This is a genomic window from Pseudomonas sp. AC112 (assembly GCF_979253545.1).
The window spans coordinates 1,790,324-1,817,005 of the sequence record NZ_CEEDCM010000001.1; the positions used below are offsets into that span (position 1 = coordinate 1,790,324).

Annotated in this window: 20 protein-coding genes and 2 pseudogenes; 11 read left to right on the forward strand and 11 right to left on the reverse strand. The window is 61.8% G+C overall.

Going from position 1 to position 26,682, the window contains the following annotated elements; all coding sequences use genetic code 11:
- Positions 1 to 119: 119 nt before the first annotated feature.
- The 7 genes and pseudogenes from AC0IYN_RS08400 to pilM all read right to left on the reverse strand — a co-directional run bounded on the left by AC0IYN_RS08400 (position 120) and on the right by pilM (position 7,012).
- Positions 120 to 1,685, reverse strand: a complete 1,566-nt coding sequence (locus AC0IYN_RS08400) for an AAA family ATPase (RefSeq protein ID WP_471841050.1) — start codon at positions 1,683 to 1,685, stop codon at positions 120 to 122.
- A gap of 10 nt (positions 1,686 to 1,695) precedes the next feature.
- Positions 1,696 to 2,796: a 3-dehydroquinate synthase gene (aroB, locus tag AC0IYN_RS08405; RefSeq protein WP_406596811.1), complete on the reverse strand. Its 1,101-nt coding sequence runs from the start codon at positions 2,794 to 2,796 to the stop codon at positions 1,696 to 1,698.
- Between the two features lie 125 nt (positions 2,797 to 2,921).
- The gene (aroK, locus tag AC0IYN_RS08410) at positions 2,922 to 3,440 is read right to left on the reverse strand and encodes a shikimate kinase AroK (RefSeq protein ID WP_003187914.1); all 519 of its coding nucleotides are present in this window, start codon (positions 3,438 to 3,440) and stop codon (positions 2,922 to 2,924) included.
- A 4-nt stretch (positions 3,441 to 3,444) separates the two neighbouring features.
- Positions 3,445 to 4,701, reverse strand: a pseudogene (locus tag AC0IYN_RS08415) (type IV pilus secretin PilQ); the annotation flags it as partial.
- A gap of 138 nt (positions 4,702 to 4,839) precedes the next feature.
- The gene (locus AC0IYN_RS08420; protein ID WP_406596810.1) at positions 4,840 to 5,811 is read right to left on the reverse strand and encodes a pilus assembly protein PilP; all 972 of its coding nucleotides are present in this window, start codon (positions 5,809 to 5,811) and stop codon (positions 4,840 to 4,842) included.
- On the reverse strand, positions 5,808 to 6,362 hold the full coding sequence (locus AC0IYN_RS08425; protein ID WP_078046505.1) for a PilN domain-containing protein: 555 nt from the start codon (positions 6,360 to 6,362) through the stop codon (positions 5,808 to 5,810). Before AC0IYN_RS08425 ends, AC0IYN_RS08420 begins: the two co-directional genes overlap by 4 nt.
- On the reverse strand, positions 6,359 to 7,012 hold the full coding sequence (gene pilM / locus AC0IYN_RS08430; protein WP_406596809.1) for a type IV pilus assembly protein PilM: 654 nt from the start codon (positions 7,010 to 7,012) through the stop codon (positions 6,359 to 6,361). The genes AC0IYN_RS08425 and pilM overlap by 4 nt, the downstream gene beginning before the upstream one ends.
- Positions 7,013 to 7,233: 221 nt before the next feature.
- Here pilM and AC0IYN_RS08435 point away from each other — a divergent pair, with 221 nt between their 5' ends.
- On the forward strand, positions 7,234 to 9,693 hold the full coding sequence (locus AC0IYN_RS08435) for a penicillin-binding protein 1A (protein ID WP_471844759.1): 2,460 nt from the start codon (positions 7,234 to 7,236) through the stop codon (positions 9,691 to 9,693).
- 291 nt (positions 9,694 to 9,984) lie between these two features.
- On the opposite strand, the gene AC0IYN_RS08440 is transcribed toward AC0IYN_RS08435, so the two are convergent.
- The 3 genes from AC0IYN_RS08440 to rpmE form a co-directional block, all read right to left on the reverse strand.
- Positions 9,985 to 11,253 carry a malic enzyme-like NAD(P)-binding protein gene (locus AC0IYN_RS08440; RefSeq protein ID WP_016979185.1) on the reverse strand — a complete coding sequence of 423 codons (1,269 nt, stop codon included), beginning with the start codon at positions 11,251 to 11,253 and terminating at the stop codon, positions 9,985 to 9,987.
- A 182-nt stretch (positions 11,254 to 11,435) separates the two neighbouring features.
- Complete coding sequence (locus tag AC0IYN_RS08445) at positions 11,436 to 12,242, reverse strand: thermonuclease family protein (protein ID WP_406596808.1); 807 nt, start codon at positions 12,240 to 12,242, stop codon at positions 11,436 to 11,438.
- Between the two features lie 14 nt (positions 12,243 to 12,256).
- The gene (rpmE, locus tag AC0IYN_RS08450) at positions 12,257 to 12,490 is read right to left on the reverse strand and encodes a 50S ribosomal protein L31 (RefSeq protein WP_005784030.1); all 234 of its coding nucleotides are present in this window, start codon (positions 12,488 to 12,490) and stop codon (positions 12,257 to 12,259) included.
- A 215-nt stretch (positions 12,491 to 12,705) separates the two neighbouring features.
- Here rpmE and AC0IYN_RS08455 point away from each other — a divergent pair, with 215 nt between their 5' ends.
- The 10 genes and pseudogenes from AC0IYN_RS08455 to AC0IYN_RS08500 all read left to right on the forward strand — a co-directional run bounded on the left by AC0IYN_RS08455 (position 12,706) and on the right by AC0IYN_RS08500 (position 25,586).
- A complete protein-coding gene (locus AC0IYN_RS08455) occupies positions 12,706 to 14,925 on the forward strand; it encodes a primosomal protein N' (RefSeq protein WP_471841053.1) in 2,220 nt (739 codons plus the stop codon).
- 233 nt (positions 14,926 to 15,158) lie between these two features.
- Complete coding sequence (gene argS / locus AC0IYN_RS08460; RefSeq protein WP_471841055.1) at positions 15,159 to 16,895, forward strand: arginine--tRNA ligase; 1,737 nt, start codon at positions 15,159 to 15,161, stop codon at positions 16,893 to 16,895.
- 1 nt (position 16,896) lies between these two features.
- Positions 16,897 to 17,598, forward strand: a complete 702-nt coding sequence (locus AC0IYN_RS08465; RefSeq protein ID WP_025858692.1) for an SPOR domain-containing protein — start codon at positions 16,897 to 16,899, stop codon at positions 17,596 to 17,598.
- Positions 17,599 to 17,844: 246 nt separating this feature from the next.
- Positions 17,845 to 18,375 (forward strand): ATP-dependent protease subunit HslV, encoded by a 531-nt coding sequence (gene hslV / locus AC0IYN_RS08470; RefSeq protein WP_003171209.1) that lies wholly within the window; start codon positions 17,845 to 17,847, stop codon positions 18,373 to 18,375.
- Positions 18,376 to 18,412: 37 nt separating this feature from the next.
- On the forward strand, positions 18,413 to 19,750 hold the full coding sequence (hslU, locus tag AC0IYN_RS08475; RefSeq protein WP_012721807.1) for an ATP-dependent protease ATPase subunit HslU: 1,338 nt from the start codon (positions 18,413 to 18,415) through the stop codon (positions 19,748 to 19,750).
- 160 nt (positions 19,751 to 19,910) lie between these two features.
- On the forward strand, positions 19,911 to 20,288 hold the full coding sequence (locus AC0IYN_RS08480) for a gamma-butyrobetaine hydroxylase family protein (RefSeq protein WP_406596805.1): 378 nt from the start codon (positions 19,911 to 19,913) through the stop codon (positions 20,286 to 20,288).
- A 249-nt stretch (positions 20,289 to 20,537) separates the two neighbouring features.
- Complete coding sequence (gene phaC / locus AC0IYN_RS08485; protein ID WP_457240225.1) at positions 20,538 to 22,217, forward strand: class II poly(R)-hydroxyalkanoic acid synthase; 1,680 nt, start codon at positions 20,538 to 20,540, stop codon at positions 22,215 to 22,217.
- Between the two features lie 104 nt (positions 22,218 to 22,321).
- Positions 22,322 to 23,167 carry a poly(3-hydroxyalkanoate) depolymerase gene (phaZ, locus tag AC0IYN_RS08490; RefSeq protein WP_016979176.1) on the forward strand — a complete coding sequence of 282 codons (846 nt, stop codon included), beginning with the start codon at positions 22,322 to 22,324 and terminating at the stop codon, positions 23,165 to 23,167.
- A gap of 89 nt (positions 23,168 to 23,256) precedes the next feature.
- Positions 23,257 to 24,938 (forward strand): annotated as a pseudogene (gene phaC, locus AC0IYN_RS08495) (class II poly(R)-hydroxyalkanoic acid synthase).
- 27 nt (positions 24,939 to 24,965) lie between these two features.
- Positions 24,966 to 25,586, forward strand: coding sequence for a TetR/AcrR family transcriptional regulator (locus AC0IYN_RS08500; RefSeq protein ID WP_406596802.1), 621 nt, complete (start codon positions 24,966 to 24,968; stop codon positions 25,584 to 25,586).
- A gap of 75 nt (positions 25,587 to 25,661) precedes the next feature.
- Here the strand turns inward: AC0IYN_RS08500 and AC0IYN_RS08505 are convergent, their stop codons facing one another.
- Positions 25,662 to 26,672, reverse strand: a complete 1,011-nt coding sequence (locus AC0IYN_RS08505; RefSeq protein ID WP_406596801.1) for a phasin family protein — start codon at positions 26,670 to 26,672, stop codon at positions 25,662 to 25,664.
- Positions 26,673 to 26,682 lie beyond the last annotated feature (10 nt).

Consider the following 26,682-nt stretch of genomic DNA (forward strand, 5'->3'; position numbering starts at 1 on the left):
ACGACTCAAAAGCCACTGTGACGCAGACACCACAAAGCGCGCGGTCTCTAGAGACTGCACGCACTTGCGGTTATTTTTTGAGGTGCCGGGAGGGCGGTCTGGGTAAGGCCGCCGGATCTTCAGCGAGTTGTTGCGAGTTCTTGTTGAACGCTGGCAACAGTGCGAGGCCAAGGTTTACCAGCCTGAACCTTCGCTGGCAAGGTTTTGATCGCAGAATCAGCTGCGGCACGGCTGGAGAAGTTGCCGTAGGTGATCACGTAGAGAGGCTTGCCGTTGAGCACTTTCTTGAAATAACGGTACTCGCCGCCCTGCTCCTTCACGAACGCCTGGGCGTTGGCTTCGGAACTGGTGCCGAGGATCTGCACCACGAAGTTGCCGGTCGGCTGGCTGGCGTACCAGCTGCTGCCAGCGGCGCCGGCCTTTGCAACGGTAGCGGCTGGTTTTTCAGCCGGTTTGGCGGCTGGCGCAGGGGCTGGCTTGGCGGCTGGCGCAGGCGCGACCGGCTTGGTCACGGGCGCAGGCTTGGCGGTGGCAACGGTCGGCGCCGAGGTCGGCTTGGCAACCGCAGCCGGCTGACCGGCTGGCACGCCCGCAGGCGGCGCAGTGGTGGTCACGGTTGGTGGAGTGGCGCTGGAGCCTTCCACCGGCACGCCGTCGTCGCCTTCGGAGATGCCACCGGCTTCTTCGGCAAGCGGGCCGCGCATCACAGGTTGGCCGACCATCGGTAGGTTGGTCGGTTGGCCGGAGTTGGCGAATTCGACGTTTGGCGTGGGCTTGCCCAGTGGCAACTGCGCCTGTTCGGTTGGCGCGCCGGCTGTGGTGGGCGCCTTGCTGCGACCTGGGATCAACCAGGCGGCGGCAACAGCGACCACGACAACGGCGGAAATAGCCAATACGTGTTTCTTAGGCATAGTGAACCCCATCTTTGGACGCTTGACCGCAGAGCGGCTGGCAATCATGGCTTCGATCATCGCATCGCGGGCAACCTGGTTGATGGTGCCAGGCCAGCCGTCGGAGCTTTCGTGAATATCAGAGATCTGTTGAGCGGAGAAAAGTTCGATGCCCGCCCCTGCGCCTTCCAGGCGTTGAGCCAGGTATTCGCGGGTTTCTTCCTCTTCGTACGGCTGCAACTCGATGACGTGGAACAGCTCCTGTTCGCCGCTGATCTGCTCAAGGTCGGCGATCAACGACGACTCGCCGAACAGGAACACGTGCGGGCGACCTTCCGGCGTACCCGCCGCCAGCGCCAGCAGCGCTTCAAGCGCGGACTCGTCAAGCTGCTCGGCGTCATCCACTAGCAGGTAGACTTCCTGGCCGGTCAGGCCCAGTTGCACGACCTGCTTGAGAATCGCGTTCGGCTCGGCTGTAGCCACATCCAGGGCCTGCGCAACCTGGCGCAATACGCCTGCCGCATCACCGGCACCACGGGCTGACACCACCACGCTCTGTACCGATTGCTTGTTGGTGCTGGCAACCAGGGCCTGGCGCAACAGCGTCTTGCCGCTGCCCAACGGGCCCGTCACCACCAGCAGCAGCTGGCTGTAGCGCGCGAGGTGGTGCAGCTGGCCGAGCACAGGCTTGCGCTGGGCCGGGAAAAATTTGAAACCAGGCACCCGTGGAGCAAAGGGGTCGTGGCTTAACTGGTAATGGCCGAGGAACGCCTCGTCGGCATGCAAACTAGTCATCGGGATCTTATTAACCTTTAAGCTGGGCCAGGGCGCGGTAATCCGCTCCCAGCGTGGCCTGTAAAATCTCTTTCGGATAATCGTCGGTCACCACCGCTTCGCCCATGTGGCGCAGCAGCACCAGTCGCAGTCGACCGTCGATCACTTTCTTGTCTATCGCCATATGTTCGAGGAAGTCCGCCTCGGTCATTTCCTCAGGCGGAATGACTGGCAAACCGGCGCGCTTGAATAGGCGGATGCCCCGGTCACGCTCCTGGGCACTGATCCAGCCCAGGCGCTGCGACATCTCCAATGCCATCACAGTGCCAGCCGCCACGGCTTCCCCATGCAACCACACACCATAGCCCATGTGCGTTTCGATCGCATGGCCGAAGGTGTGGCCCAGGTTCAAGGTGGCCCGTACGCCGGACTCCCGTTCGTCGGCATTCACCACCAGCGCCTTGGCGGCGCAGGAGCGGGAAATGGCTTCGGTGAGTGCCGCCTGGTCCAGATTGCGCAGGGCGTCGACGTGCTCTTCCAGCCACGTCAGGAACGGCTCGTCGCAGATCAGCCCGTACTTGATGACTTCCGCCAGGCCCGCCGACAGCTCGCGCGGCGGCAGAGTGTTGAGGGTGGCGGTATCGATCAGCACGGCTTGGGGCTGGTAGAACGCGCCGACCATGTTCTTGCCCAGCGGGTGGTTGATGCCGGTCTTGCCGCCCACCGACGAATCGACTTGGGACAACAGGGTGGTCGGCACCTGGATAAAGTCCACGCCACGCTGGTAGCAGGCCGCTGCAAAGCCGGCCATGTCGCCGATGACACCGCCGCCCAAGGCGATCACGGTGGTGCGGCGGTCATGACGTGCGGTCAGCAGGCCATCAAAGATCAGTTGCAGGGTTTCCCAGTTTTTGTGGGCTTCGCCGTCGGGCAAGATCACAGAGATCACGGAATACGCCGCCAGGCTGCGGCTCAGACGCTCAAGATACAGCGGCGCGACCGTTTCGTTGGAGATGATCGCCACTTGCCGCCCGGCAATATGCGGTGCGAGCAGCTCGGGCTGGTCCAGCAAACCTTCACCAATATGGATCGGGTAGCTGCGCTCGCCTAGATCGACCTTAAGTGTCTGCATGTGTCCCCGCGTTAGAGATGTATTGACGACCGGCAACGCCAAGTTCTGACGTCGCCTGATGGCTCTACGCCACACCCTGGAGGGTGATGGCGCGCCGCCGAGAATAGCGCATTTCGGGCCTGGCTTTAACGGGGTGGCAGCCGTTGCAGGCGCTCAAGAATGTCGAGGACCACCATCCGAGGTGGCCGCTCATCGGTTTCTACCACCAGATCGGCGATTTCCCGATACAGCGGATCACGCAATGCAAGCAGGTCCCGCAAGGTCTTTGCCGGGTCGGCAGTGCGCAGCAATGGGCGATTGCGATCACGGGCAGTGCGGCCCACCTGCTGCTCGACCGACGCATGCAGATAGACCACCCGACCACCGGCATGCAGCGCCCGACGGTTTTCATCGCGCATCACTGCGCCACCGCCGGTGGCCAATACCACGCCATCGCAGCCGCACAGCTCGGCGATCATCGCCTGCTCACGATCACGAAAGCCCAGCTCGCCTTCCTTATCGAAGATCCATGGGATATTGGCACCCGTGCGCAATTCAATTTCCTTGTCGGAATCTTTGAACGGCAGGCGCAGCTCTTTGGCCAGCAAACGGCCGATGGTGCTTTTTCCAGCGCCCATCGGTCCTACAAGAATCAAATTTCGCACAGAATCAACGACTCACAGCAATCGCCTGGTTATTCATAATACGCGGAGTCAGGAATACCAGCAGCTCGGATTTTTTCTCCGCCAGCACATCGCGCCGGAAAAGGCGGCCAAGATACGGCACATCGCCCAAAAATGGCACTTTATCTACCACTTTGCTTTGGGTATTAGAGAAAACCCCGCCGATGACGATGGTCTCGCCATCCTTGACCAGCACCTTGGCGTTCACTTCGTTTTTCTTGATCGGCGGCACATCATTGAGCTTGTTCAGGTAGTCGGGCTCGTCCTTGGTGACCTTGACCTCCATGATCACCCGGTTGTCGGGGGTGATCTGCGGGGTCACCTCCAGCGATAACGAGGCTTCCTTGAACGACACCGACGTGGCGCCGCTGGAGCTGGATTCCTGATAGGGGATTTCAGTGCCCTTGAGGATGCGCGCGGTTTCCTTGTCGGAAGTCACCACCTTGGGTTGCGAGACAATTTCCCCGTTGCCGGTTTTCTCCATGGCGGTGAGTTCCAGGTCCAGCAGCAGGTTGTCGGTGATAAAGGCGATGCCTAGGCCTGAGGTACCGGTCAGCGAGCCCAAGTCAACAAAGGGTGAACTGGGCAAGTTTCCCGAGGGTTCCGCACCTTCGGCCGGCGGCTTCGCAATACCCCCCGCGCCCCAGTTGCCGTGATTGAGCCGCCCGCCCCAGCGCGCGCCCAGGCTTTTATCGTAATCGACATTGGCCTCGACAATGCGCGCCTCGATCATCACCTGGCGCACCGGGATGTCCAGTTGCGCCACGATCCGCCGCAGCTCCTCCAGCCGCTCCCCGGTCTGGTAGGCAATGATGTTATTGGTGCGATCATCGACCGCCACCGACCCACGCTCATCGGTCACGCCCTCAAGGCCCGTCACCGACTGGAACAGCTTGGCCAGGTCTGCCGCCTTGGCGTAATTGACTTGCAAGAGTTCACGGCGCAATGGCGCCAGCTCGGCCATTTGCTTGCGCGACTCCAGGGTCAGCAGCTCACGTGCAGCCAACTCTTCGGCGGGCGCGACCAGTAACACGCCGGCCTTCACCCGCTTATCCAGGCCCTTGGCCTGCAGCACCAGGTCCAGCGCCTGATCCCAGGGCACATCCTTGAGGCGCAGGGTAATTGAACCTTGCACATCGTCGCTCGCCACCAGGTTGAGGCCCGCCACATCGGCGATTTGCTGCAACGCTGTACGCAGCTCGATGCTTTGGAAGTTGAGGTTGAGCCTGTCGCCCGTGTAGGCGCTCGACGCGGCGTTGCCAGGCGGTGGCAACTGGATCAGGTCTATGCGATTGGGTAGCGCAGCAGCCATCGGTGCCGTGAACGCTATCCATAGCGCCACACCGAAGGACGAGAAAGTCCTTTTCATTGTTTGATTCCGTTATGAGTTGACGTTTAACACCAGGGTTCGCGGGCGTTCCAGCCACGCACCCTGACCATCGGGAAACAGTTCGACCAGCTCGACGTAACGCTCATGGATGACCGTGACCCGGCCATGGTCCGGCCCCAGGTAGTCACCGACCGCCAGCCGGTGCACCCTGGAGGCCGCACGCAGCAGGGCAAAAGCCTGCACACCGCGGGACAGCGTGCCGACCATTTCAAACTGGTCCACTGCCAGGGTTTCCAGGACGCCACGTGGCCTGGCGAGATCCGGCGCCCGGGCGGGCCGACCAGGCAAATGGCCGACCTGAATGGCAAGCCGCTGGAAAGGATCACGCAGACCGGAGGCGTCATAGACAAAAGCCTGCCTTCCTAATCCCTGCCCGCCCGGCCCGGCGCCTGACGGCGCCTGCCAATACGTCTTGGCCAGCAGGTCCAGGCGCAGCAGCTTGCCATCACGGCGCAGGGCAATATCGTGCACCGTGGCGATTCGCGACAGGCCACCCAGGCGGCTCAGGAACATTGCCAGGTCGTGATAAGCCCCGGTCAAACCGACCTGCACGGGTTGCTCGTGATAGAACGGCCTGGGCTGTTCATCCAGCGGGGTGACGTTTTCGACCAGCACACCATTGGCCAGCGCCAAGCCCGCGATGTCTTCCAGCAAGCCGGGCATTTCGGACTCACCCGGCAACGCCTGCAAAAGCTCATTGGCTTTCGCCCGCATCAACTGGAACTGGTGCGTGCGCGTCTCAAGGCTGGCAGCCAGGGCGGACTTTTGCGTGACGTGCTGCTGCAGGGCCACTTCCTGCGCTTCGACCCGTTGTAACCGTTGCCGCGAAGGGCTCAGGTACACCATGTCGCCCACCACAAACACTACAGCCGCCAGCGCACAGCCCAACAGGGCCTTGCCAGGAAGGGGCCATTTTGCAGCGTTGTGAGTGAGTGCAGAAAGATTGAGCCTTGGCAGGCTCAAGGCTGAGCCTCGGAGGACTCGCCCTGACGCACCATCAGCTGAAATTCGTTGTTGCCGCGCGCGCCATCCGTTCGCACATGTTGCAACCGAGTGGAATGGGCACCTTCGGCGGCCTCGAGACGGCGCATCAGCTGGGCGATGTCCTGGCTGGACTCCGCGCTGCCGCTGATACTCACGGTATCGCCCTTGGCTACCACTTCATGCAGGTGGACGCCGTCGGGTACCGCGCGGGCCAGTTGATCGAGCAACTGGGCACCGGAGGAGCGTGAATCGTGCAGGTCTTGCACGACCTTCATGCGCTGGGCCAGCTGCTGGCTTTGTTCCTGCAGGTCGTCGATGGTCTTGATGCGTGAATCGAGGCCAGCGACCTCCTTGCCCAGATGGTCGTTGCGGGTGACTTGGCGATCAATGGCCTGGTCGATCACCTGATCCGCCAGCCACACGGTCGCCAGCGCCGCGCAGGCGAACGCCAGCAGACACGCCAGCAAATACTTGCGTCGCCGCTCTGCCAGCGCCTGGCGCCATGGCAATAGGTTGATTCGTGTCTTCAAGCGAAACTCCTCAGGGCCAACCCGCAAGCAATTCCCATCCCTTGGGCATCCACGGCCCATTGTGCACCATCGACTCGATGGCTCGGCGTGAAGCTGGCGAAATCCTGACGGCTAGCGCGCGCCAATGCAAACGCTTCGACATCGATGACCCTGGGCACCAGCCCCGCCAGGGCCAGAACCGCCTCGCGGGCCTCTACCTGTTCCTTCAGGCATGCCGCCAGCAGCACGTCGACCCGACCGGGGTTCAGCGCCGTAGGCCCACGCACTTGGAAATCGATGGCCACCTCATCCAGGGGATAAGGAATGTACTGGTCCGCCTCCATCTGGATCATCCAGGTCATCTCATCGTCAGTGAGCCCGGCGTCCATCTCGATCATTCGCGTGATCACCGAAGGGCCGGCCACGGCAGCGGCAGCACCACGCACCGAGGTCGACAACCGCGACCATGCACTGCGCAGGGCACGGCCCACGCCTTCAAGATCGAGGAATGTCCCATCGACCACCGACTGCACGGGCAATGCCTGCGTGACGTACGCTTGAATGTTGTAACCCGAGGTTGAGCGACCCAGTTCCACCAGCCGGATTGCCGTGTCATTGATGTCGACACCCAGCAGGGTGTCGACTTTTTGCCTGAAAAATCCCTTTCCCATAAAACTCCCTAAAACTTTGCCTGTCATACCGCCTGATTGCCGCTGGGCGCCATGCATTCGGTCGACTTGTTGAACAGGTGCGAATGACGCCCCAAGGCGAAAAATGCTTTAATGCCGAGCGTTTTTTCCCGCTTTTTATCTGCAGCTCGGGTCGATCCATCGTTTGTCATGCATGCCCCGACGCCTAACTCATTCTTTTCTCTGGAAATCCAAAAGCCTTGATTCGTCTGCTGAAGTTTTTCGGGTACTCCATTGTCGCCATCGTTTGCGGGCTGCTGCTCGTGCTGAGCGGGGCCTACCTCTACCTTAGTCCGGGTTTGCCCTCCGTAGAGGCCCTTAGAAGTATCCAGTTGCAGATTCCTTTGCGGGTCTACAGCAGCGATGAAAAACTGATCGCGGAGTTCGGCGAAATGCGCCGCACACCGATCCGTTTTGCCGATATTCCACCCAACTTCATCAGCGCCCTGCTCTCGGCCGAAGACGATAATTTTGCCAACCACTATGGCGTCGACCCCAGCAGCCTGGTGCGTGCGGCGACCCAGTTGGTAAAAAGCGGACACATTCAGTCCGGCGGCAGCACCATCACCATGCAGGTGGCGAAGAACTTCTTCCTCACCAGCGAGCGCAGCTTTTCGCGCAAGGCCACCGAAATCCTCCTGGCGCTGCAAATCGAACGCCAGCTGACCAAGGACGAGATCCTCGAGCTCTACGTCAACAAGATCTACCTGGGCAACCGCGCCTACGGGATCGAGGCCGCCTCGCAGGTTTACTACGGCAAGTCCATTCGTGACGCCAGCCTGGCGCAGATGGCCATGATCGCCGGCCTGCCAAAAGCCCCTTCACGTTTCAACCCCCTGGCCAACCCGGCGCGCAGTAAAGAACGTCGCGACTGGATCCTGGGGCGCATGTACAAGCTGGGCAAAATCGACCAGGCCGCTTACGAAAGCGCCATCGCCGAGCCGCTGAATGCCAGCTACCACGTGCCGACACCTGAAGTTAACGCGCCTTATATCGCCGAAATGGCGCGCGCCGAAATGGTTGGCCGCTATGGCAGCGAGGCCTATACCGAAGGCTTCCGGGTGACCACCACCGTACCGAGCGACCTGCAGGAAATCGCCAACACCTCGGTGCATGCCGGCCTGATCACCTACGACCAGCGCCACGGCTACCGCGGCCCTGAATCCCGTCTGCCGGGCAAGACCCTGAGCGCCTGGACCACTGAGCTGGGCAAACAACGCGCAATCAGCGGCCTGGAACCGGCCATCGTCACCCAGGTGAAGAAAGATGGCGTGCAGGTGCTGACCCGCACCGGCGAAGCCCATGTGGCGTGGGACAGCATGAAGTGGGCGCGCCCATTCCTGAACACCAACAGCATGGGCCCGATGCCCAAGCAGCCGTCGGACGTGGCGCAGGTGGGTGACTTGATCCGCGTGCAACGCCAGAAGGACGACAGCCTCAAGTTCAGCCAGGTCCCGCTGGCTCAAGGCGCCCTGGTGTCGCTGGACCCGCAGAACGGTGCGATCCGCGCCCTGGTCGGTGGCTTCGCGTTCGAGCAGAGCAACTACAACCGCGCGACCCAGGCCAAACGCCAGCCGGGCTCAAGCTTCAAGCCATTCATCTACAGCGCTGCGCTGGACAACGGCTACACCGCCGCCAGCCTGGTCAACGACGCCCCGATCGTGTTTGTCGACGAGTACCTGGACAAGGTCTGGCGTCCGAAGAACGACACCAACACCTTCCTTGGCCCGATCCGTATCCGTGAGGCGCTGTACAAGTCGCGTAACCTGGTGTCGATCCGCCTGCTGCAGGCAATGGGCGTGGGCAAGACCATCGATTACATGACGCGCTTCGGCTTCGCCAAGTCGGACCTGCCGCCCAACCTGTCCCTGGCCCTGGGCACCGCGACCCTCACGCCGATGGAAATCGCCACCGGTTGGAGCACCTTTGCCAACGGCGGCTACAAGATCGCGCCGTACCTGATCGACAAGATCGAAAGCCGCAACGGCGACACCCTGTTCACCGCCAACCCGCCACGTGTGCCGGGTGATGTGGTCAACGGCGTCGCGGCGACTGACGGCCTGGCGGCGCCGAGCAATGGCGGCATTACCATCGAACCGGCTCCAGGCACCACCCCTGCCGCCAATGGCAGCCCCGCCGAGCCCCAGGCACCCGCTGTCGCCGAGCGCATTGTCGATGGCCGTACCACGTATATCCTCAACAGCATCCTGGAAGACGTCATCAAGAAAGGTACTGGCCGCCGCGCCCTGGCGCTGAACCGTCCGGACATTGCCGGCAAGACCGGTACCACCAACGAATCCAAGGATGCCTGGTTCTCTGGCTATAACGCCGACTACGTGACCACCGTATGGACGGGCTACGATCAGCCGGAAAGCCTTGGCCGTCGCGAGTTCGGCGGTACCGTCGCGCTGCCGATCTGGATGAGCTACATGGGCGCGGCCTTGAAGGACAAGCCGCCGCACACGCAGCCGGAGCCGGAAGGCATCCTCAGCCTGCGCATCGACCCGGTCAGTGGCCGTGCGGCCTCGCCAAGCACGCCGAATGCATACTTCGAATTGTTCAAGAGCGAAGATACGCCGCCGTCGGTCAATGAGCTGGGCAATGGCGTTGCGCCGGGCAGCCCGCTGCCGGCGGATGAGGCGGCGCCGATCGATCTGTTCTGAGGTTGGAACCAGGGCTTATCGTGGTGAACGGGCTTTTGTGGTGAGCGGGCTTGCCCCGCGCTGGGGCGCGAAGCGGCCCTAATGCAAGTATCGCATTCATCCAGTTGAAACGCGTTGGCAGGTTTTAGGGCTGCTTCGCAGCCCAGCGCGGGGCAAGCCCACTCACCACAAAGGCCTGCTCACCACAGCAAGCCTGACCAGCACAGCAAGCCTGCCCTGCACAAAGAGATCCGCCACAAAAAAGCCCCGACTCGCAAGAGCCGGGGCTTTTTGTGGGTGCGCTACAACGGCTTAGCCGTTGAACACATCATCCACGCTTTGCAGCGGGTAGTGCTTCGGATACGGCAGGGTGGCCACGCCGGTCTCGATGGCGGCCTTGGCCACGGCATCGGAGATCAGGGTGATCAGGCGCTTGTCCATTGGTTTCGGGATGATGTACTCGCGACCGAATTCCAGCTTGATACCGCCGTAGGCGTCGCACACTTCCTGAGGCACTGGCAGCTTGGCCAGTTCACGCAGGGCGTTGGCGGCAGCCACTTTCATCTCTTCGTTGATGCGCTTGGCGCGAACGTCCAGGGCACCACGGAAGATGAACGGGAAGCCCAGTACGTTGTTGACCTGGTTCGGGTAGTCCGAACGGCCGGTGGCCATGATCACGTCGCTACGGGTGGCATGGGCCAGTTCTGGCGAGATCTCTGGGTCCGGGTTGGAGCAGGCGAACACGATCGGGTTGGCGGCCATGGACTTGAGGCCTTCGGCGCTCAGCAGGTTCGGGCCGGACAGGCCGACGAACACGTCTGCGCCGTCGAGGGCGTCAGCCAGGGTGCGCTTGTCGGTCGCGTGGGCAAACATCGCCTTGTACTGGTTCAGGTCGGTACGCTCGGACTGGACCACGCCCTTGCTGTCGACCATGAAGATGTTTTCCAGCTTGGCGCCCATGCTCACCAGCAACTTCATGCAGGAGATGGCCGCCGCGCCGGCGCCCAGGCAGACGATCTGTGCGTCGGCCAGGGTCTTGCCCGCGATTTCCAGGGCGTTGATCATGCCGGCCGCAGTAACGATCGCGGTGCCGTGCTGGTCATCGTGGAATACCGGAATGTCGCACTGTTCGATCAGGGCCTTTTCGATCTCGAAGCACTCAGGTGCCTTGATGTCTTCCAGGTTGATGCCACCGAAGGTGATGGAAATGCGCTTGACCGTGTCGATGAAAGCCTGCGGGCTTTCGGAATCGACTTCGATGTCGAAAACGTCGATGCCGGCAAAGCGCTTGAACAGTACGCCTTTACCTTCCATGACTGGCTTGGACGCCAATGGGCCGAGGTTACCCAGGCCCAGAATCGCGGTGCCATCGGAAATCACTGCAACCAGGTTGCCTTTGCCGGTGTACTTGTACGCCAGTTCGGGGTCGCGGGCGATTTCACGTACGGGCTCGGCAACACCAGGGCTGTAGGCCAGCGACAGGTCACGGGCGGTGGCAGTGGCCTTGGTGAGCTCTACACTCAGCTTTCCTGGACGAGGATGGGCATGATATTCGAGAGCGGCAGTTTTCAAATCAGACATATCGGCATTCCGCTTTTACTGTTGGTCGACGGACCGCCGAGGATACGCGTGTCGTAAAGTCCCCACAAGACTGGGTAGTCACAGGTGTCAAGGCCCCAAAGCGCCGTACTTTGGTCTAAGGCCACGGGATACAAGGGCTCAACTGTTCACAATCGACTAAAAAAATGTCTACAATTTTTTTCTTAAAGCGTCGATTTGAGCATGCCGGGATCGGTCAGTGGCAGAAGCCAACGCGCCTGGCCGTTTTTCAGGCCGCCACGCTTGGCGCGATCCTGCACCCAGCCACGGGCCTCGATTGACTTGCCTTGCAGACCATTGAGCCACTCGGTGTCGAATTGACGGACAAGCTCGGGTGCAATGCGTAATACCAGTGAGCCCTGCAATTCGATCCAGATTCCACCGCGATTGCGTTCGATCTTGCTCACCCGGCCGCTGACCAAAGCAAAGCCGGACTGCTTGAGCTGCGCCACGCTTTGTACGGGTGACTGGCGCCACACACCCAAACGCGCCTCACGGGCGCTGTTCTCCGCAGCCTGCTGGCAGGCGACAAGATCAACATTGGGCGCGACGCCCACCTGAAACCCCAAGCCTTCGGCCAGCAGCTGCGCCTCAAGATTCTTACCCTCAGCGCCGTACAGGTGGGCCAAGGTACGGCCGTAGCGATCCTTGCGCTCGCGCCCAACAACCAGGCCGACGCGACGGTCGCTGGCGTCCACCAATGCCTGCAAGCGCTGACGGGCGGCGACGGCGTAAGGCTCGTCGGCGCTACCGCGCTTACCGGTTTCAGGCGCATTGAGGCCAATCATCCGCACGCTGCGGCCATCCTTGAGGCGTACGGTGTCGCCATCCACCACACGCTGCACCTCCACCTGGGCCAAGGCGGCCGGGGCGGGGCAAAACACGTCGGCCTGGGCGACTGAAAGCCAAATCCCAGGCACAAAAAAGGCGCCCACAAGGGACGCCTTTTTTAACAGCTGGCAAAAGCCCATAAGGCTTTTGAGCCTTACTCTGCTGGAGTAGCAGCAGGCTTCTTGCCGAAAGCACCAAAGCGATCTGCGAAGCGCTGTACACGGCCGCCGGTGTCCAGAGTTTTCTGCTTACCGGTGTAGAACGGGTGGCACTCGTTGCATACGTCAGTACCCAGTGGCTTGCACAGGTTCGAACGGGTTTCGAACTTGTTGCCGCAGCTGCAGGTGACTTCGATGGTTTCGTACGCTGGATGGATATCGGCTTTCATGGCACTTCCTCGGGCTAGCGTGCCGCCACTCGACACTATTGTCGAATACCGCACGTAATTAGGCCGCGGATTCTACCAGACCTTTTCAATCGCGCAAGCGCCGCCTCCGGTTGAAAACCTCCTTTCATCAGAAAACCGTGGCATACCCAAGCCCTCCCCTGTCTGCTAGGCTCCCGCCCCTGCGCCACCGCCTGCCTTTATATGAGACCCCTCGCGTGCCCGACGCCATTTTGCGCCTAGCCCTGCCCTCGCCCCTGCGCCGCCTGTTCGATTACCGGGCCCCGGCCGGCGTGCTGCGGGCGCAGTTGCAGCCGGGCATGCGCGTGCGCGTGCCGTTCGGACGCCGAGAGATGATCGGCATCCTGGTGGAAGTTTCTGACCACAGCGAAGTGCCGACCGAGAAACTCAAGCCTGCCCTGGCGATCCTTGACGCCACCCCACCGCTGCCGCCTGCGCTGTTCAAGCTGTGCCTGTGGACCGCCCAGTATTACCAGCACAGCCTGGGCGACACTCTGAGCTGGGCGTTACCCGTGCTGTTGCGCCAGGGCGAGCTGGCTGAAGCGCGCCAGGAGCGCTTTTGGTCGATGGTGCCGGGGGCGCGCCTCGACGACCCGCGCATTGCCCGCGCGCCGCGCCAGCGTGAAGCCTTGGCCACACTGGCGCAGCACCCTCACGGCGTGGCTCACCAGCTATTAAGCAAGCTGATGCTGAGCAAAGACAGCCTCGACCTGTTGCTCGCCAAGGGCCTGGTGCAGGTGGAAATCCGCAAGCACGCGCCCGACGCCCGCCACGAACACTGGCTGGCGCAGCCGGAACTGCCGCTGAACCCCGAGCAACGCGCGGCCTACGAAGCGATTCGTGCCGGCTTTGACAGTTTCCACGCGTTCCTGCTGGCCGGCGTCACCGGCAGCGGCAAGACCGAAGTCTATCTGCAGTTGATCCGCGAAACCCTGCAAGCCGGTAAACAGGCGCTGGTGCTGATCCCCGAGATCAACCTGGGCCCGCAAACCCTGGCGCGGTTCGAGCAGCGCTTCAACGCGCGTATCGCCCTGGTGCACTCGGCCGTCAACGACCGCGAACGCCTGGAGTCATGGCTGGCCGCGCGAGATGGCGAGGCCGACATTATTATTGGCACCCGGTCGGCGCTGTTCACGCCGATGAAAAACCCTGGGCTGATCATCATCGACGAGGAGCACGACGGCTCCTACAAACAGCAGGAAGGCCTGCGCTATCACGCCCGCGACCTGGCGCTGGTGCGCGCCCGCCAGGAAGACATCCCGATCGTGCTGGGCTCGGCCACGCCGTCCCTCGAAAGCCTGCACAACGCTTACACCGGTCGATACGGCCTGCTACGCCTGAACGAGCGCGCGGGCGGCGCCAAGCAGCCACGTTTCCTGCGCCTGGATGTTAAAAGTCGCCCGCTGGACAGCGGTATTTCCGGGCCGATGCAACAAGCCATCGGCCAGACGCTTGCCGCCGGCCAACAGGTGCTGGTGTTCCTCAATCGCCGTGGTTTTGCGCCGACGTTGCTGTGCCATGACTGCGGCTGGATGTCCGAGTGCGAGCGTTGCGACGCGCGCTTGACCGTGCACCAGCGCTACGGCGAGCTGCGCTGCCATCACTGCGGCCATGTGGAACGTGTACCGCGCCACTGCCCGCAGTGCGGCAAAGTCGACCTGCGCCCGGTCGGCGCAGGCACCGAACGGGCCGAAGAGCGCCTGGGCATCCTGTTCCCGGATTACCCGGTGCTGCGGGTCGACCGCGACAGCACGTCGCGCAAGGACGCGATGAACCAGCTGTTCGCCACCATCCAGAAAGGCCACCCGTGCATCCTCATCGGCACGCAGATGCTTGCCAAGGGGCACCATTTTCCACGGGTGACCCTGGTGTCGATCCTGGATGCCGACGGCGGGCTGTTCTCCGGGGACTTCCGCGCCAGCGAGCGCATGGCGCAGTTGATCGTGCAGGTCGCGGGGCGTGCGGGCCGCGCCGAAGAGCCGGGCCGGGTGATCATCCAGACCCACTTGGCCGACCATCCGCTGCTGATCCAACTGACCGAACAAGGCTACTTCGCCTTCGCCGAGCAGGCGCTGAGCGAACGTCGCGCCGCGGGCCTGCCGCCTTTTTCCCATTTGGCCCTGTTGCGCGCCGAAGCCCATAAACCGGGGCAGGCCGAAGGTTTCCTGGATGAAGCCTGCAGCGCCGCCGAACGTTTACTCGGCGAACTGGGTCTGAGCGGCATCGAATTGCTCGGCCCGGTGCCCGCGCCTATGGAGCGCCGCGCCGGGCGTTATCGTGCTCAGCTACTCTTGCAGGCAACCTCGCGCGCACCGCTGCATCGGCTATTAAGTAGCTGGTTGCTTGCCTTGGAGCAACTGCCCAGCGGCCGGCAAGTGCGATGGTCATTGGATGTAGACCCGGTAGATTTGTACTAAATCATCCCTGTAGGAGCCGACTTGCCGGCGATGGCGGCATTGAATGTTGCATCGCTCTCAAGGGCCTTATCGCCGGCAAGCCGGCTCCTACAGGGGGATAGCGTCCTGGAGAGGGAAGCCCGCAGGTCCGCCATCTGGTCTGAACGGTTGGCAAGCCCGCCCTCGCCACGGATAATGCCCAGTTTTTCCACCTGCGCATCGCGCGCCGCCGCTTGCGGTCGAAAGAGAACACCATGAAAGACACCATTCGCCAGCTGATCCAACAAGCCCTCACCCAACTCGTCAACGAAGGTGTGTTGCCTGAAGGCCTGTCGCCGGCGATCCAGGTGGAAAACACCCGCGACAAGACCCACGGTGACTTCGCCAGCAACATTGCGATGATGCTGTCCAAACCCGCAGGCATGAAGCCGCGCGACCTGGCAGAGAAAATCATCGCCGCGCTGCCTGCCGACGAGAGCGTCACCAAGGCCGAAATCGCCGGCCCAGGCTTCATCAACTTCTTCCAGAACACCCAAGCCCTGGCTTCGCGCCTGGATGCCGCCCTGGCCGATGCCAGGATCGGCGTGCGCAAGGCCGGCCCGCTGCAGCGCGTGGCCGTTGACCTGTCGGCGCCGAACCTGGCCAAAGAGATGCACGTGGGCCACCTGCGCTCCACCATCATCGGCGACGGCGTGGCGCGGGTGCTGGAGTTCCTCGGCGACACCGTGATCCGTCAGAACCACGTGGGCGACTGGGGCACCCAGTTCGGCATGCTGATGGCTTACCTGCAAGAGAACCCGATCACCAGCAACGAGCTGTCGGACCTGGAAAACTTCTACCGCGCCGCCAAGAAGCGCTTCGACGAATCCGAAGAATTCGCCGACCGCGCCCGTGGCCTGGTGGTCAAGTTGCAAGCCGGTGACAAGGAATGCCTGGCGCTGTGGAACCGCTTCCGTGAGATCTCCCTGTCGCACTGCCAGGAAATCTACGAGCTGCTCAACGTCAAGCTGACCATGGCCGACGTGATGGGCGAAAGCGCCTACAACGACGACCTGATCAACGTGGTCAACGACCTCAAGGCCAAAGGCCTGCTGGTGGAGAGCAACGGCGCGCAGTGCGTGTTCCTCGAAGAATTCAAGACCGCCGACGGCGAGCCGCTGCCGGTGATCATCGTCAAGGCCGATGGCGGCTACCTCTATGCCACCACCGACCTGGCGGCCGTGCGCTACCGCAGTGGCGTGCTCAAGGCCGATCGCGCCTTGTATTTTGTTGACCAACGCCAGGCGCTGCACTTCCAGCAGGTGTTCGAAGTGGCGCGCCGCGCCGGTTTCGTCACTCACCCGATGCACATGGAGCACATGGGCTTCGGCACCATGAACGGCGCCGATGGCCGCCCGTTCAAGACCCGTGACGGCGGCACCGTGAAGCTGATCGACCTGCTGACCGAAGCCCAGGAACGTGCCTACAGCCTGGTGAAGGAAAAGAACCCGGAGCTGGCCGAGGCCGACCTGCGCAACATCGCCCGCGTGGTGGGCATTGGCGCGGTGAAATACGCCGACCTGTCCAAGCACCGCACCAGCGACTACAGCTTCAACTTCGAGCTGATGCTCAACTTCGAAGGCAACACCGCACCCTACCTGCTGTACGCCTATACCCGTGTGGCCGGCGTGTTCCGCAAGCTGGGCAAGGATTTCAGCGAAGTTGAAGGCCAGATCGTGCTGGATGCCCCCCATGAACAAGAGCTGGCCGCCAAGCTGGCGCAATTCGGCGAAGTGCTGAACAGCGTCGGTGAGAAAGGCACGCCGCACATCCTGTGCACCTACCTGTACGAAGTCGCCGGCCTGTTCTCCAGCTTCTACGAGAACTGCCCGATCCTGACCGCCGACGACGAAGCCCAGAAGCAAAGCCGCCTGCGCTTGGCTGCACTGGCTGGACGGACCCTCAAGCAAGGCCTCGAGCTGTTGGGCCTGGAAACTCTGGAGCGTATGTAAGTTGGCTGCCAAGAAAAAACCCGCACCCAAGCGCGGCGCCAGCCGCTACCAGGCCCCGGCGAAGAAGCCGATCCCGGGCTGGTTGTGGATGGCCATCGGCCTCACCGTCGGCGCGTTTATTGTGTTCCTGATGAAACTGGATCCGGGCAAGGGCGATGACGTCAAACGGGTCAAGCAGGAACAGCAGAAGGCCACGAAAATGGCCGAAGCCAACAAGACTGCGCCAAGCCCGACCGCACCGGTGAAGCCGAAATACGACTTCTATACGCTGCTGCCGGAATCGGAAGTGATCGTGCCGCCTGACGCCGTGCCAGAGAAAACCCTGCCGACGCCACAAGTGCCGACCACGCCAGTCACCCCTGCCGAAGCGGCGAAAATCGACACGGCACGCGCCCAGGCCGCACTGGCCGGGATCACCCCGCCGCCGGCCCCGCCGGTTGCCGAGACCAAGGCCGCACCCGTGACCAAGTTCTTCCTGCAAGCGGGTTCGTTCCCGAAACAGGCGGATGCGGATCGCGTGCGGGCGCAGATCATTCTGCTCGGCCAGTCGGTGACGGTGGAGTCCGGCACGGTGAAGGATGCGACCTGGTATCGCGTGCTGGTGGGGCCGTTCAGCAACCGAGAACAGCTGACTGTGGCGCAGAAACAACTGGCTGGCGCGGGCTTTAGCAACCTGTTGTTACAACAACGCCAGAGTCGCTGAGCCTAAGAGCGCAGCAGGCCCCATGTGGGAGCAGGCTTGCTCGCGAAAGCGGTATTTCAGTCAATATTTTCGGCGACTGACCCACCGCATTCGCGAGCAAGCCCGCTCCCACATTTTGTTTTGCGGCGTGTCAGAAAGATAAACACCACTCGTCCGCACACTGCCCCCGCGGTTGAAATCCCCCCCGCCACCCCCATATGAGTTTTCATCAGGGCATTTTCGCCCCGCTGCGTGGAGACTCTCCCCTTGACCACCATCGTTTCAGTACGTCGCCACGGCAAAGTCGTCATGGGCGGCGACGGCCAGGTTTCCCTGGGTAATACCGTGATGAAAGGCAACGCCAAGAAAGTGCGTCGCCTGTACCACGGCCAGGTGCTCGCAGGCTTTGCCGGCGCGACCGCCGACGCCTTCACCCTCTTCGAGCGTTTCGAAGGCCAGCTTGAAAAACATCAGGGCCACCTCGTGCGCGCTGCGGTCGAACTTGCCAAAGAATGGCGCACCGACCGCTCCCTCAGCCGCCTGGAAGCCATGCTGGCGGTTGCCAACAAAGACGCTTCCCTGATCATCACCGGTAACGGCGATGTGGTTGAGCCCGAACATGGCCTGATCGCCATGGGTTCCGGCGGTGGCTACGCCCAGGCGGCAGCCAGCGCACTGTTGAAGAAGACCGACCTGTCGGCCCGCGAAATCGTCGAGACGGCCCTGGGCATTGCCGGCGATATTTGCGTGTTCACCAACCACAACCAGACCATTGAGGAGCAGGACCTCGCTGAGTAAGCCGTAGGCTTATTCCCGCTTGAGGCCGCCAAACACTATGTCCATGACTCCCCGCGAAATCGTCCATGAACTCAACCGCCATATCATCGGCCAGGACGATGCCAAGCGCGCCGTTGCCATTGCGCTGCGTAACCGCTGGCGCCGGATGCAACTGCCCGAAGAACTGCGCGTTGAAGTAACGCCGAAGAACATCCTGATGATCGGCCCGACCGGCGTCGGTAAAACCGAGATCGCCCGTCGCCTGGCCAAGCTGGCCAACGCGCCGTTTATCAAGGTCGAAGCCACCAAGTTCACCGAAGTGGGCTACGTGGGCCGCGACGTCGAGTCGATCATTCGTGACCTGGCCGATGCCGCCCTGAAGCTGCTGCGCGAACAGGAAATGACCAAGGTCAGCCACCGCGCCGAAGACGCCGCCGAAGAACGTATCCTCGATGCCCTGCTGCCACCGGCACGCATGGGCTTCAACGAAGACGCCGCACCGGCCTCGGACTCCAACACCCGCCAGCTGTTCCGCAAGCGCCTGCGTGAGGGCCAGCTGGACGACAAGGAAATCGAGATCGAAGTCGCCGAAGTCTCCGGCGTCGACATCTCTGCTCCGCCTGGCATGGAAGAAATGACCAGCCAGTTGCAGAACCTGTTCGCCAACATGGGCAAGGGCAAGAAGAAAAGCCGCAAGCTCAAGGTGAAGGAAGCGCTGAAACTGGTGCGCGACGAAGAAGCCGGGCGCCTGGTGAATGAGGAAGAACTCAAGGCCAAGGCCCTGGAAGCGGTCGAGCAGCACGGCATCGTGTTTATCGACGAAATCGACAAGGTCGCCAAGCGCGGTAACTCCGGCGGTGTGGATGTATCCCGTGAAGGCGTGCAGCGCGACCTGCTGCCGCTGATCGAAGGCTGCACCGTGAACACCAAGCTGGGCATGGTCAAGACCGACCACATCCTGTTTATCGCCTCCGGTGCATTCCACCTGAGCAAGCCAAGCGACCTGGTGCCGGAGCTGCAAGGCCGCCTGCCGATCCGCGTGGAACTCAAGGCGCTGACCCCAGGCGACTTCGAACGCATCCTCAGCGAGCCACACGCGTCGCTCACCGAGCAATACCGTGAGCTGCTGAAAACCGAAGGCCTGGGCATCGAGTTCCAGCCCGACGGCATCAAGCGCCTGGCGGAGATCGCCTGGCAGGTCAACGAGAAGACCGAGAATATCGGTGCGCGTCGCCTGCACACCTTGCTGGAGCGTTTGCTGGAGGAAGTGTCCTTCAGTGCCGGCGACCTGGCCGGTGCGCAAAATGGCGAAGTGATCAAGATCGATGCGGATTACGTCAACAGCCACTTGGGCGAATTGGCGCAGAACGAAGACCTGTCTCGTTATATCCTGTAAGCCTCACGCAGGACCGCTTTGCTTTATTGTGGGAGCGGGCTTGCTCGCGAATGCGGTGTATCAGTAACAGATGTGCTGACTGGCACACCGCTTTCGCGAGCAAGCCTGCTCCCACAGTTTGAAGCCGGTTCCTTCAGGACTATTTCTGGGCGGTTCTCCAATGTCGAAATTTCCCACGGCTGTAAACCTGCACAAAACCTCCAACACCCTCGGCCTCACCTATGGGCCCGACGAGGTGTACCAACTGCCTGCCGAGCTGCTGCGCACCCACTCGCCTTCCGCCGAGGTCCAGGGCCACGGCAAACCCATCCTGCAATTCGGCAAGCTCAACGTTCGGTTGACCCAGGTTGAACCGGCCGGCCAATACGCACTGAAATTGACCTTCGACGACGGGCATGACAGTGGACTGTTCACCTGGGACTACCTCTATCAGCTGGCCGTGCGTCAGGACGCGCTGTGGGCCGATTACTTGGCCGAGCTCAAAGCCGCCGGCAAAACCCGCGATCCGAGTGAGTCGATCGTACGGCTGATGCTCTAGCCCAAGCCTCTCGCTCTTTAGAGGGCATTTTCTAATTTCATCTGCTTGAATGCCTTCTCTTGTGGCCAACGATTGGCCCGCTTGCGAAAAAAATTAAACTCGGGTAACCAATGGAACTGGCAAGTTCCCTGCATTTGACGATGCGGTATCAACGGTCACCCGAGTCGCAGTACCAGGCTTGTGTTGTGTATCGAAACTTGGTGCGCAGCGGTACCCGGTACTCGTCTTTCGGACAATGGAGCGTCGTAGATGAGTAACAAGAACAACGATGACTTGAAACGCCAGGCCTCGGAAAACACCCTGGGGCTCAACCCGATCATCGCGTTACGTAAAAAGGATTTACTCGCCTCGGCGAAGATGGTGCTGACCCAAGCCATCAAGCAACCGTTGCACAGCGTCAAGCACGTCGCCCACTTTGGCGTCGAACTCAAGAACGTGATGTTCGGCAAGTCGGCGCTGGTACCCGAAAGCGACGACCGCCGCTTCAGTGACCCGGCCTGGAGCCAGAACCCGCTCTACAAACGTTATCTGCAAACCTACCTGGCGTGGCGCAAGGAACTGCACGACTGGATCGGCGACAGCAACCTGTCGGAACAGGACATCAGCCGCGGCCACTTCGTGATCAACCTGATGACCGAAGCCATGGCCCCCACCAACAGCGCGGCTAACCCGGCGGCGGTCAAACGCTTCTTCGAGACCGGCGGCAAGAGCCTGCTCGATGGCCTGTCCCACCTGGCCAAGGACATGGTGCACAACGGCGGCATGCCGAGCCAGGTCAACATGGGCGCCTTTGAAGTGGGCAAGACCCTGGGCACCACCGAAGGCGCGGTGGTGTTTCGCAACGATGTGCTGGAGCTGATCCAGTACAAGCCGATCACCGAACAGGTGCACGAACGCCCGCTGCTGGTGGTGCCGCCGCAGATCAACAAATTCTATGTATTCGACCTGAGCCCGGAGAAGAGCCTGGCGCGCTTCTGCCTGCGCAATAACCAGCAAACTTTTATCGTCAGTTGGCGTAACCCGACCAAGGCTCAGCGCGAGTGGGGCCTGTCGACCTATATCGAGGCGCTCAAGGAAGCGGTCGACGTGGTCACGGCGATTACCGGCAGCAAAGACGTGAATATGCTTGGCGCCTGCTCCGGTGGCATCACCTGCACCGCCCTGCTGGGCCACTACGCGGCGCTGGGGGAGAAGAAGGTCAACGCCCTGACCCTGCTGGTGAGCGTGCTCGACACGACGCTGGACACCCAGGTGGCGCTGTTCGTCGACGAGCAAACCCTGGAAGCCGCCAAGCGCCATTCCTACCAGGCCGGCGTACTGGAAGGCCGCGACATGGCCAAGGTATTCGCCTGGATGCGCCCCAACGACCTGATCTGGAACTACTGGGTGAACAACTACCTGCTGGGCAACGAGCCGCCGGTGTTCGACATCCTGTTCTGGAACAACGACACCACACGCTTGCCGGCAGCCTTTCACGGCGACCTGATCGAACTGTTCAAAAACAACCCATTGGTGCGCGCCAACGCCCTGGAAGTGTGCGGCACGCCCATCGATCTCAAGCAGGTCACTGCTGATATTTACTCACTGGCCGGTACCAACGACCACATCACGCCGTGGCAGTCTTGCTACAAGTCAGCGCAGTTGTTTGGTGGCAAGGTCGAGTTCGTGCTGTCCAGCAGCGGGCATATCCAGAGCATCCTCAACCCGCCGGGCAACCCCAAGGCGCGCTACCAGACCAGTGACAGCCTGACGGCGAAACCGCTGGAATGGCAGGAGAATGCCACCAAGCACACTGACTCGTGGTGGCTGCATTGGCAGGCCTGGCAGGCGGAGCGGGCGGGTAAGTTGAAGAAAGCGCCGACAAGTTTGGGTAACAAAACCTATGGCGCGGCCGAAGCGGCGCCAGGGACTTATGTGCATGAACGCTAACCCACTGCAGGAGCCCGGCTTGCCGGCGATGAGGCCCTCAAGACCGCCATCGCCGGCAAGTCGGCTCCTACAAAGGGTATCGATATTACCTACAGGGCTTTCCCATGCCGCAACCGTTCATCTTTCGCACCATCGACCTGGATGGCCAGACCATCCGCACGGCGGTGCGCCCGGGCAAGCCTCACTTGACGCCGCTGCTGATCTTCAATGGCATCGGCGCCAACCTTGAACTGGTGTTTCCGTTCGTCCAGGCACTGGACCCGGACCTGGAAGTGATCGCCTTCGATGTACCCGGCGTGGGCGGTTCATCGACGCCGAACCGGCCCTACCGCTTTCCCGGCCTGGCGAAACTGACCGCACGCATGCTCGATTACCTGGACTATGGCCAGGTAAATGCGGTGGGCGTGTCTTGGGGCGGCGCGTTGGCGCAGCAGTTTGCCTACGACTACCCGGAACGTTGCAAGAAGCTGATCCTGGCAGCCACGGCAGCGGGGGCGGTGATGGTGCCGGGCAAGCCCAAGGTGCTTTGGCTGATGGCCAGCCCGCGCCGCTACATTCAACCGTCGCATGTGGTGCGCATCGCGCCGATGATCTACGGCGGCTCGTTCCGCCGCGACTCGAAACTGGCCGCCGAACATGCGAGCAAAGTGCGCTCGGCCGGCAAGCTGGGCTATTACTGGCAACTGTTCGCGGGGTTGGGCTGGACCAGCATCCACTGGCTGCACAAGATCCGCCAACCCACCCTGGTGCTGGCCGGCGACGACGACCCGCTGATCCCGCTGATCAACATGCGCATGCTCGCGTGGCGCATTCCCAATGCACAGTTGCACATCATCGATGACGGTCACTTGTTCTTGATCACCCGGGCCGAAGCCGTGGCGCCGATCATCATGAAGTTTCTCGAAGAGGAGCGCATGCGCGCGGTGATTCACCCGCGACCGGCCGTGTAAGGACTGCACCGCCGCGCAACTTGCCAGGAACCGACTATGGTTCTGAATTGGCGTGCCTGTTTGATGGCTTGACGAAGGAGTGTTGGCTCATGCGAGAAAGACCCGTGACGAACCCGGCCCCCACCCCCGCCGCGTTCATCAATGCGCAAAATGCAATCACCGGCCTGCGCGGCCGGGATTTGCTGTCGACCCTGCGCAGCGTCGCCGCCCACGGCTTGCGCAACCCCTTGCATACCGCCCGCCATGCCATGGCCTTGGGCGGCCAGTTGGGCCGCGTGCTGCTGGGTGAAACCGTGCATGCGCCCAACCCCAACGACAGCCGCTTCAGCGATCCCACCTGGGCGCTCAACCCGCTGTACCGCCGCAGCCTGCAAGCCTATCTGAGCTGGCAGAAACAAACGCGTCACTGGATCGATGACAGCGCGATGAGCGCCGACGACCGGGCCCGTGCGCATTTTGCCTTCGCCCTGCTCAATGATGCCGTCTCCCCCTCCAATACCTTGCTCAATCCCCTGGCGATCAAGGAGCTGCTCAACTCCGGTGGCAACAGCGTGGTGCGCGGTGTCAGCAACCTGTTCGAAGATTTGCTGCACAACAATGGCCTCCCACGCCAGGTCAGCAAGCACGCTTTCGAGGTCGGCAAGACCGTAGCCACCACGCCGGGCTCGGTGGTGTTTCGCAATGAGCTGCTGGAGCTGATCCAGTACAAGCCCATGAGCGAAAAACAGTACGCCAAGCCGCTGCTGATCGTGCCGCCGCAAATCAACAAGTACTACATTTTCGACCTGAGCCCGGCCAACAGCTTTGTGCAATACGCCCTCAAGAGCGGCCTGCAAACGTTCATGGTCAGTTGGCGCAACCCGGATGTGCGCCATCGCGAATGGGGCCTCTCCACCTACGTGGCAGCGCTGGAAGAAGCGCTCAACGTCTGCCGCGCGATCACCGGTGCTCGTGAAGTCAACCTGATGGGCGCCTGCGCCGGTGGCCTGACCATCGCCGCGTTGCAAGGCCACCTGCAAGCCAAGCGCCAGTTGCGGCGCATCTCCAGTGCCAGTTACCTGGTGAGCCTGCTGGACAGCCAGATAGACAGCCCCGCCACGCTGTTCGCCGACGAACAGACCCTGGAAGCCGCCAAGCGCCGCTCCTACCAGCAAGGCGTGCTCGACGGTCGCGACATGGCCAAGGTATTCGCCTGGATGCGCCCCAATGACCTGATCTGGAACTACTGGATCAACAACTACCTGTTGGGCAAAGAGCCGCCGGCCTTCGACATCCTGTACTGGAACAACGACAACACACGCCTGCCCGCCGCGCTGCATGGCGACCTGCTGGACTTCTTCAAGCACAACCCGCTCAGCCATCCCGGCGGCCTGGAGGTCTGCGGCACGCCCATCGATTTGCAAAAGGTCACCGTGGACAGTTTCAGCGTGGCCGGGATCAACGACCACATCACGCCGTGGGATGCGGTGTACCGCTCCACCCAATTGCTCGGCGGCGAGCGGCGCTTCGTGCTGTCCAACAGCGGGCACATCCAGAGCATCCTCAACCCGCCGGGCAACCCCAAGGCCAACTATGTCGAGAATCCCAAGCTGAGCAGCGATCCGCGCGCCTGGTATTACGACGCCAACCACGTCGAAGGCAGTTGGTGGCCGCAGTGGCTGGAGTGGATCCAGCAGCGCTCTGGCGTGCAACGCGAAACACTCACCGCCCTGGCAACCAGAACTACCCACCGATGGAAGCGGCGCCGGGCACTTATGTGCGCGTGCGCTGAGCTCAACGATCACATTAAGAAGACTGGATGAAGACGCGCGACCGTATCCTTGAATGTGCCCTGCAGTTGTTCAACCACAAGGGTGAACCGAACGTGTCGACCATGGAGGTGGCCAATGAAATGGGGATCAGCCCCGGCAACCTCTACTACCACTTCCATGGCAAGGAGCCGCTGGTACTCGGCTTGTTCGAGCGTTTTCAGAATGAGCTGGCGCCCCTGCTTGATCCACCGGCCGACGCGCAACTGGAAGCCGAGGACTACTGGCTGTTCCTGCACCTGATCGTCGAGCGCATGGCGCATTACCGGTTTCTGTTCCAGGACCTGTCGAACCTGGCGGGGCGCTTACCGAAGCTGGCCAAGGGCATTCGCAACCTGCTGACGGCGCTCAAACGTACCCTGGCCTCTTTGCTGGCACGGCTGAAGACGGCGGGCCAACTGGTCAGCAGCACTCAGGCGTTGGGGCAGTTGGTGGAGCAGATCACTATGACGCTGCTGTTCTCCCTGGACTACCAACGGATTCTTGACCGCGAAAGTGAAGTGCAGGTCGTGGTCTACCAGATCATGATGCTGGTAGCGCCGCACTTGCTGCCGCCGGCGCGGCAGGCAACTGAGAAGTTTGCGCTGAAATACCTGGATGACCCCGCCTAGAAATGTGGGGCTTGCTCCCACACATAAAAATGCCCGGCCTTTGCAGGCCGGGCATTTTTTGCGTCCTGGGAAAAATCAGGACTGACTGGATGGCGTCGGGGTTGCCGGCGTCGCAGTCGGGGTCACAGCAGCAGGGGTCGGTGCGGACACCGAGTTGGCTGTGGAAGCGGTTGGCGCGGTAGTTGCCGGCTTGGCCGCAACAGCTGGCTTGGGTGCTGCTGGTTTTTTCGCGACCGCTGGCTTCTTGGCGGCGGCTGGTTTTGCCGCAGGCTTGGCTGCGGCAGGCTTGGCGGCCGGTTTCGCGGCGGCCGGCTTGGCTGCAGGCTTCGCAGCGGCCGGTTTGGCAGCGGGTTTGGCAGCTGCTGTTTTGGCCGCTGGCTTGGCAGCCGGTTTGGCGGCGGCCTTGGCGGTGGGTTTAGCCGCTGGTTTAGCAGCAGGCTTGGCAGCCGCTTTAGCCGCGACCGGTTTGGAAGCAGGCTTGGCGGCCGGCTTGGCAGCTGCAGTTTTGGCGGCTGGCTTGGCGGCTGGTTTAGCAGCTGCTTTGGCCGGCGCCTTGGCCGCAGGTTTGGAAGCCGGCTTGGCAGCCGCTTTTACCAGAGGCTTGGCTGCTGTTTTGGCAGCAGGTTTGGCGGCGGCGGTTTTAGCGGCAGGCTTGGGAGCAGGTTTAGCCGCAGCCGTTTTCGCTGGAGCCACTTTAGCGCCGGTAAGTTTCTCAATTTGCTTGGTCAGGGTATCGACCTTGCTGTGCAGCGTTTTCAGTTCAGCCTTGCTCGGCACACCCAGTCGCGAAATGGCACTGTTAAGGCGCTTGTCGAAAGTTTCTTCCAACTTGCCCCACGTGTCAGAAATGCTCGACTTGGCGGAACCGGCAGTTGCCTTGGCCGCTTCAACTTTTTTACCAACCGTGGTTTTGGTCAACTTCTCGGCCTTCTCGCCGTCCTTGACCAAAGTCTCGAAGTACTTGCCGCCGTCACTGCTAACCTTCGAGTACACGCCTAAACCAGCAAGCCAGATCTTACGGGAATATTTTTCAACTTCCCCGACCCACGAGCTGCCTTCTTTCTGAGTAGTCTTTTTAACAGCCATCCCGATGTCT

What these genes read in the sequence shown, in the direction of transcription:
- aroB (WP_406596811.1), bottom strand. Translation starts at nt 2,796, where the DNA reads ATGCAGACACTTAAGGTCGATCTAGGCGAGCGCAGCTACCCGATCCAT.
- argS (WP_471841055.1), top strand. Translation starts at nt 15,159, where the DNA reads ATGAAAGACACCATTCGCCAGCTGATCCAACAAGCCCTCACCCAACTC.
- phaC (WP_457240225.1), top strand. Translation starts at nt 20,538, where the DNA reads ATGAGTAACAAGAACAACGATGACTTGAAACGCCAGGCCTCGGAAAAC.
- pilM (WP_406596809.1), bottom strand. Translation starts at nt 7,012, where the DNA reads ATGGGAAAGGGATTTTTCAGGCAAAAAGTCGACACCCTGCTGGGTGTC.
- AC0IYN_RS08400 (WP_471841050.1), bottom strand. Translation starts at nt 1,685, where the DNA reads ATGACTAGTTTGCATGCCGACGAGGCGTTCCTCGGCCATTACCAGTTA.
- AC0IYN_RS08480 (WP_406596805.1), top strand. Translation starts at nt 19,911, where the DNA reads ATGTCGAAATTTCCCACGGCTGTAAACCTGCACAAAACCTCCAACACC.
- AC0IYN_RS08500 (WP_406596802.1), top strand. Translation starts at nt 24,966, where the DNA reads ATGAAGACGCGCGACCGTATCCTTGAATGTGCCCTGCAGTTGTTCAAC.
- AC0IYN_RS08445 (WP_406596808.1), bottom strand. Translation starts at nt 12,242, where the DNA reads ATGGGCTTTTGCCAGCTGTTAAAAAAGGCGTCCCTTGTGGGCGCCTTT.
- phaZ (WP_016979176.1), top strand. Translation starts at nt 22,322, where the DNA reads ATGCCGCAACCGTTCATCTTTCGCACCATCGACCTGGATGGCCAGACC.
- hslU (WP_012721807.1), top strand. Translation starts at nt 18,413, where the DNA reads ATGTCCATGACTCCCCGCGAAATCGTCCATGAACTCAACCGCCATATC.
- AC0IYN_RS08440 (WP_016979185.1), bottom strand. Translation starts at nt 11,253, where the DNA reads ATGTCTGATTTGAAAACTGCCGCTCTCGAATATCATGCCCATCCTCGT.
- AC0IYN_RS08505 (WP_406596801.1), bottom strand. Translation starts at nt 26,672, where the DNA reads ATGGCTGTTAAAAAGACTACTCAGAAAGAAGGCAGCTCGTGGGTCGGG.
- rpmE (WP_005784030.1), bottom strand. Translation starts at nt 12,490, where the DNA reads ATGAAAGCCGATATCCATCCAGCGTACGAAACCATCGAAGTCACCTGC.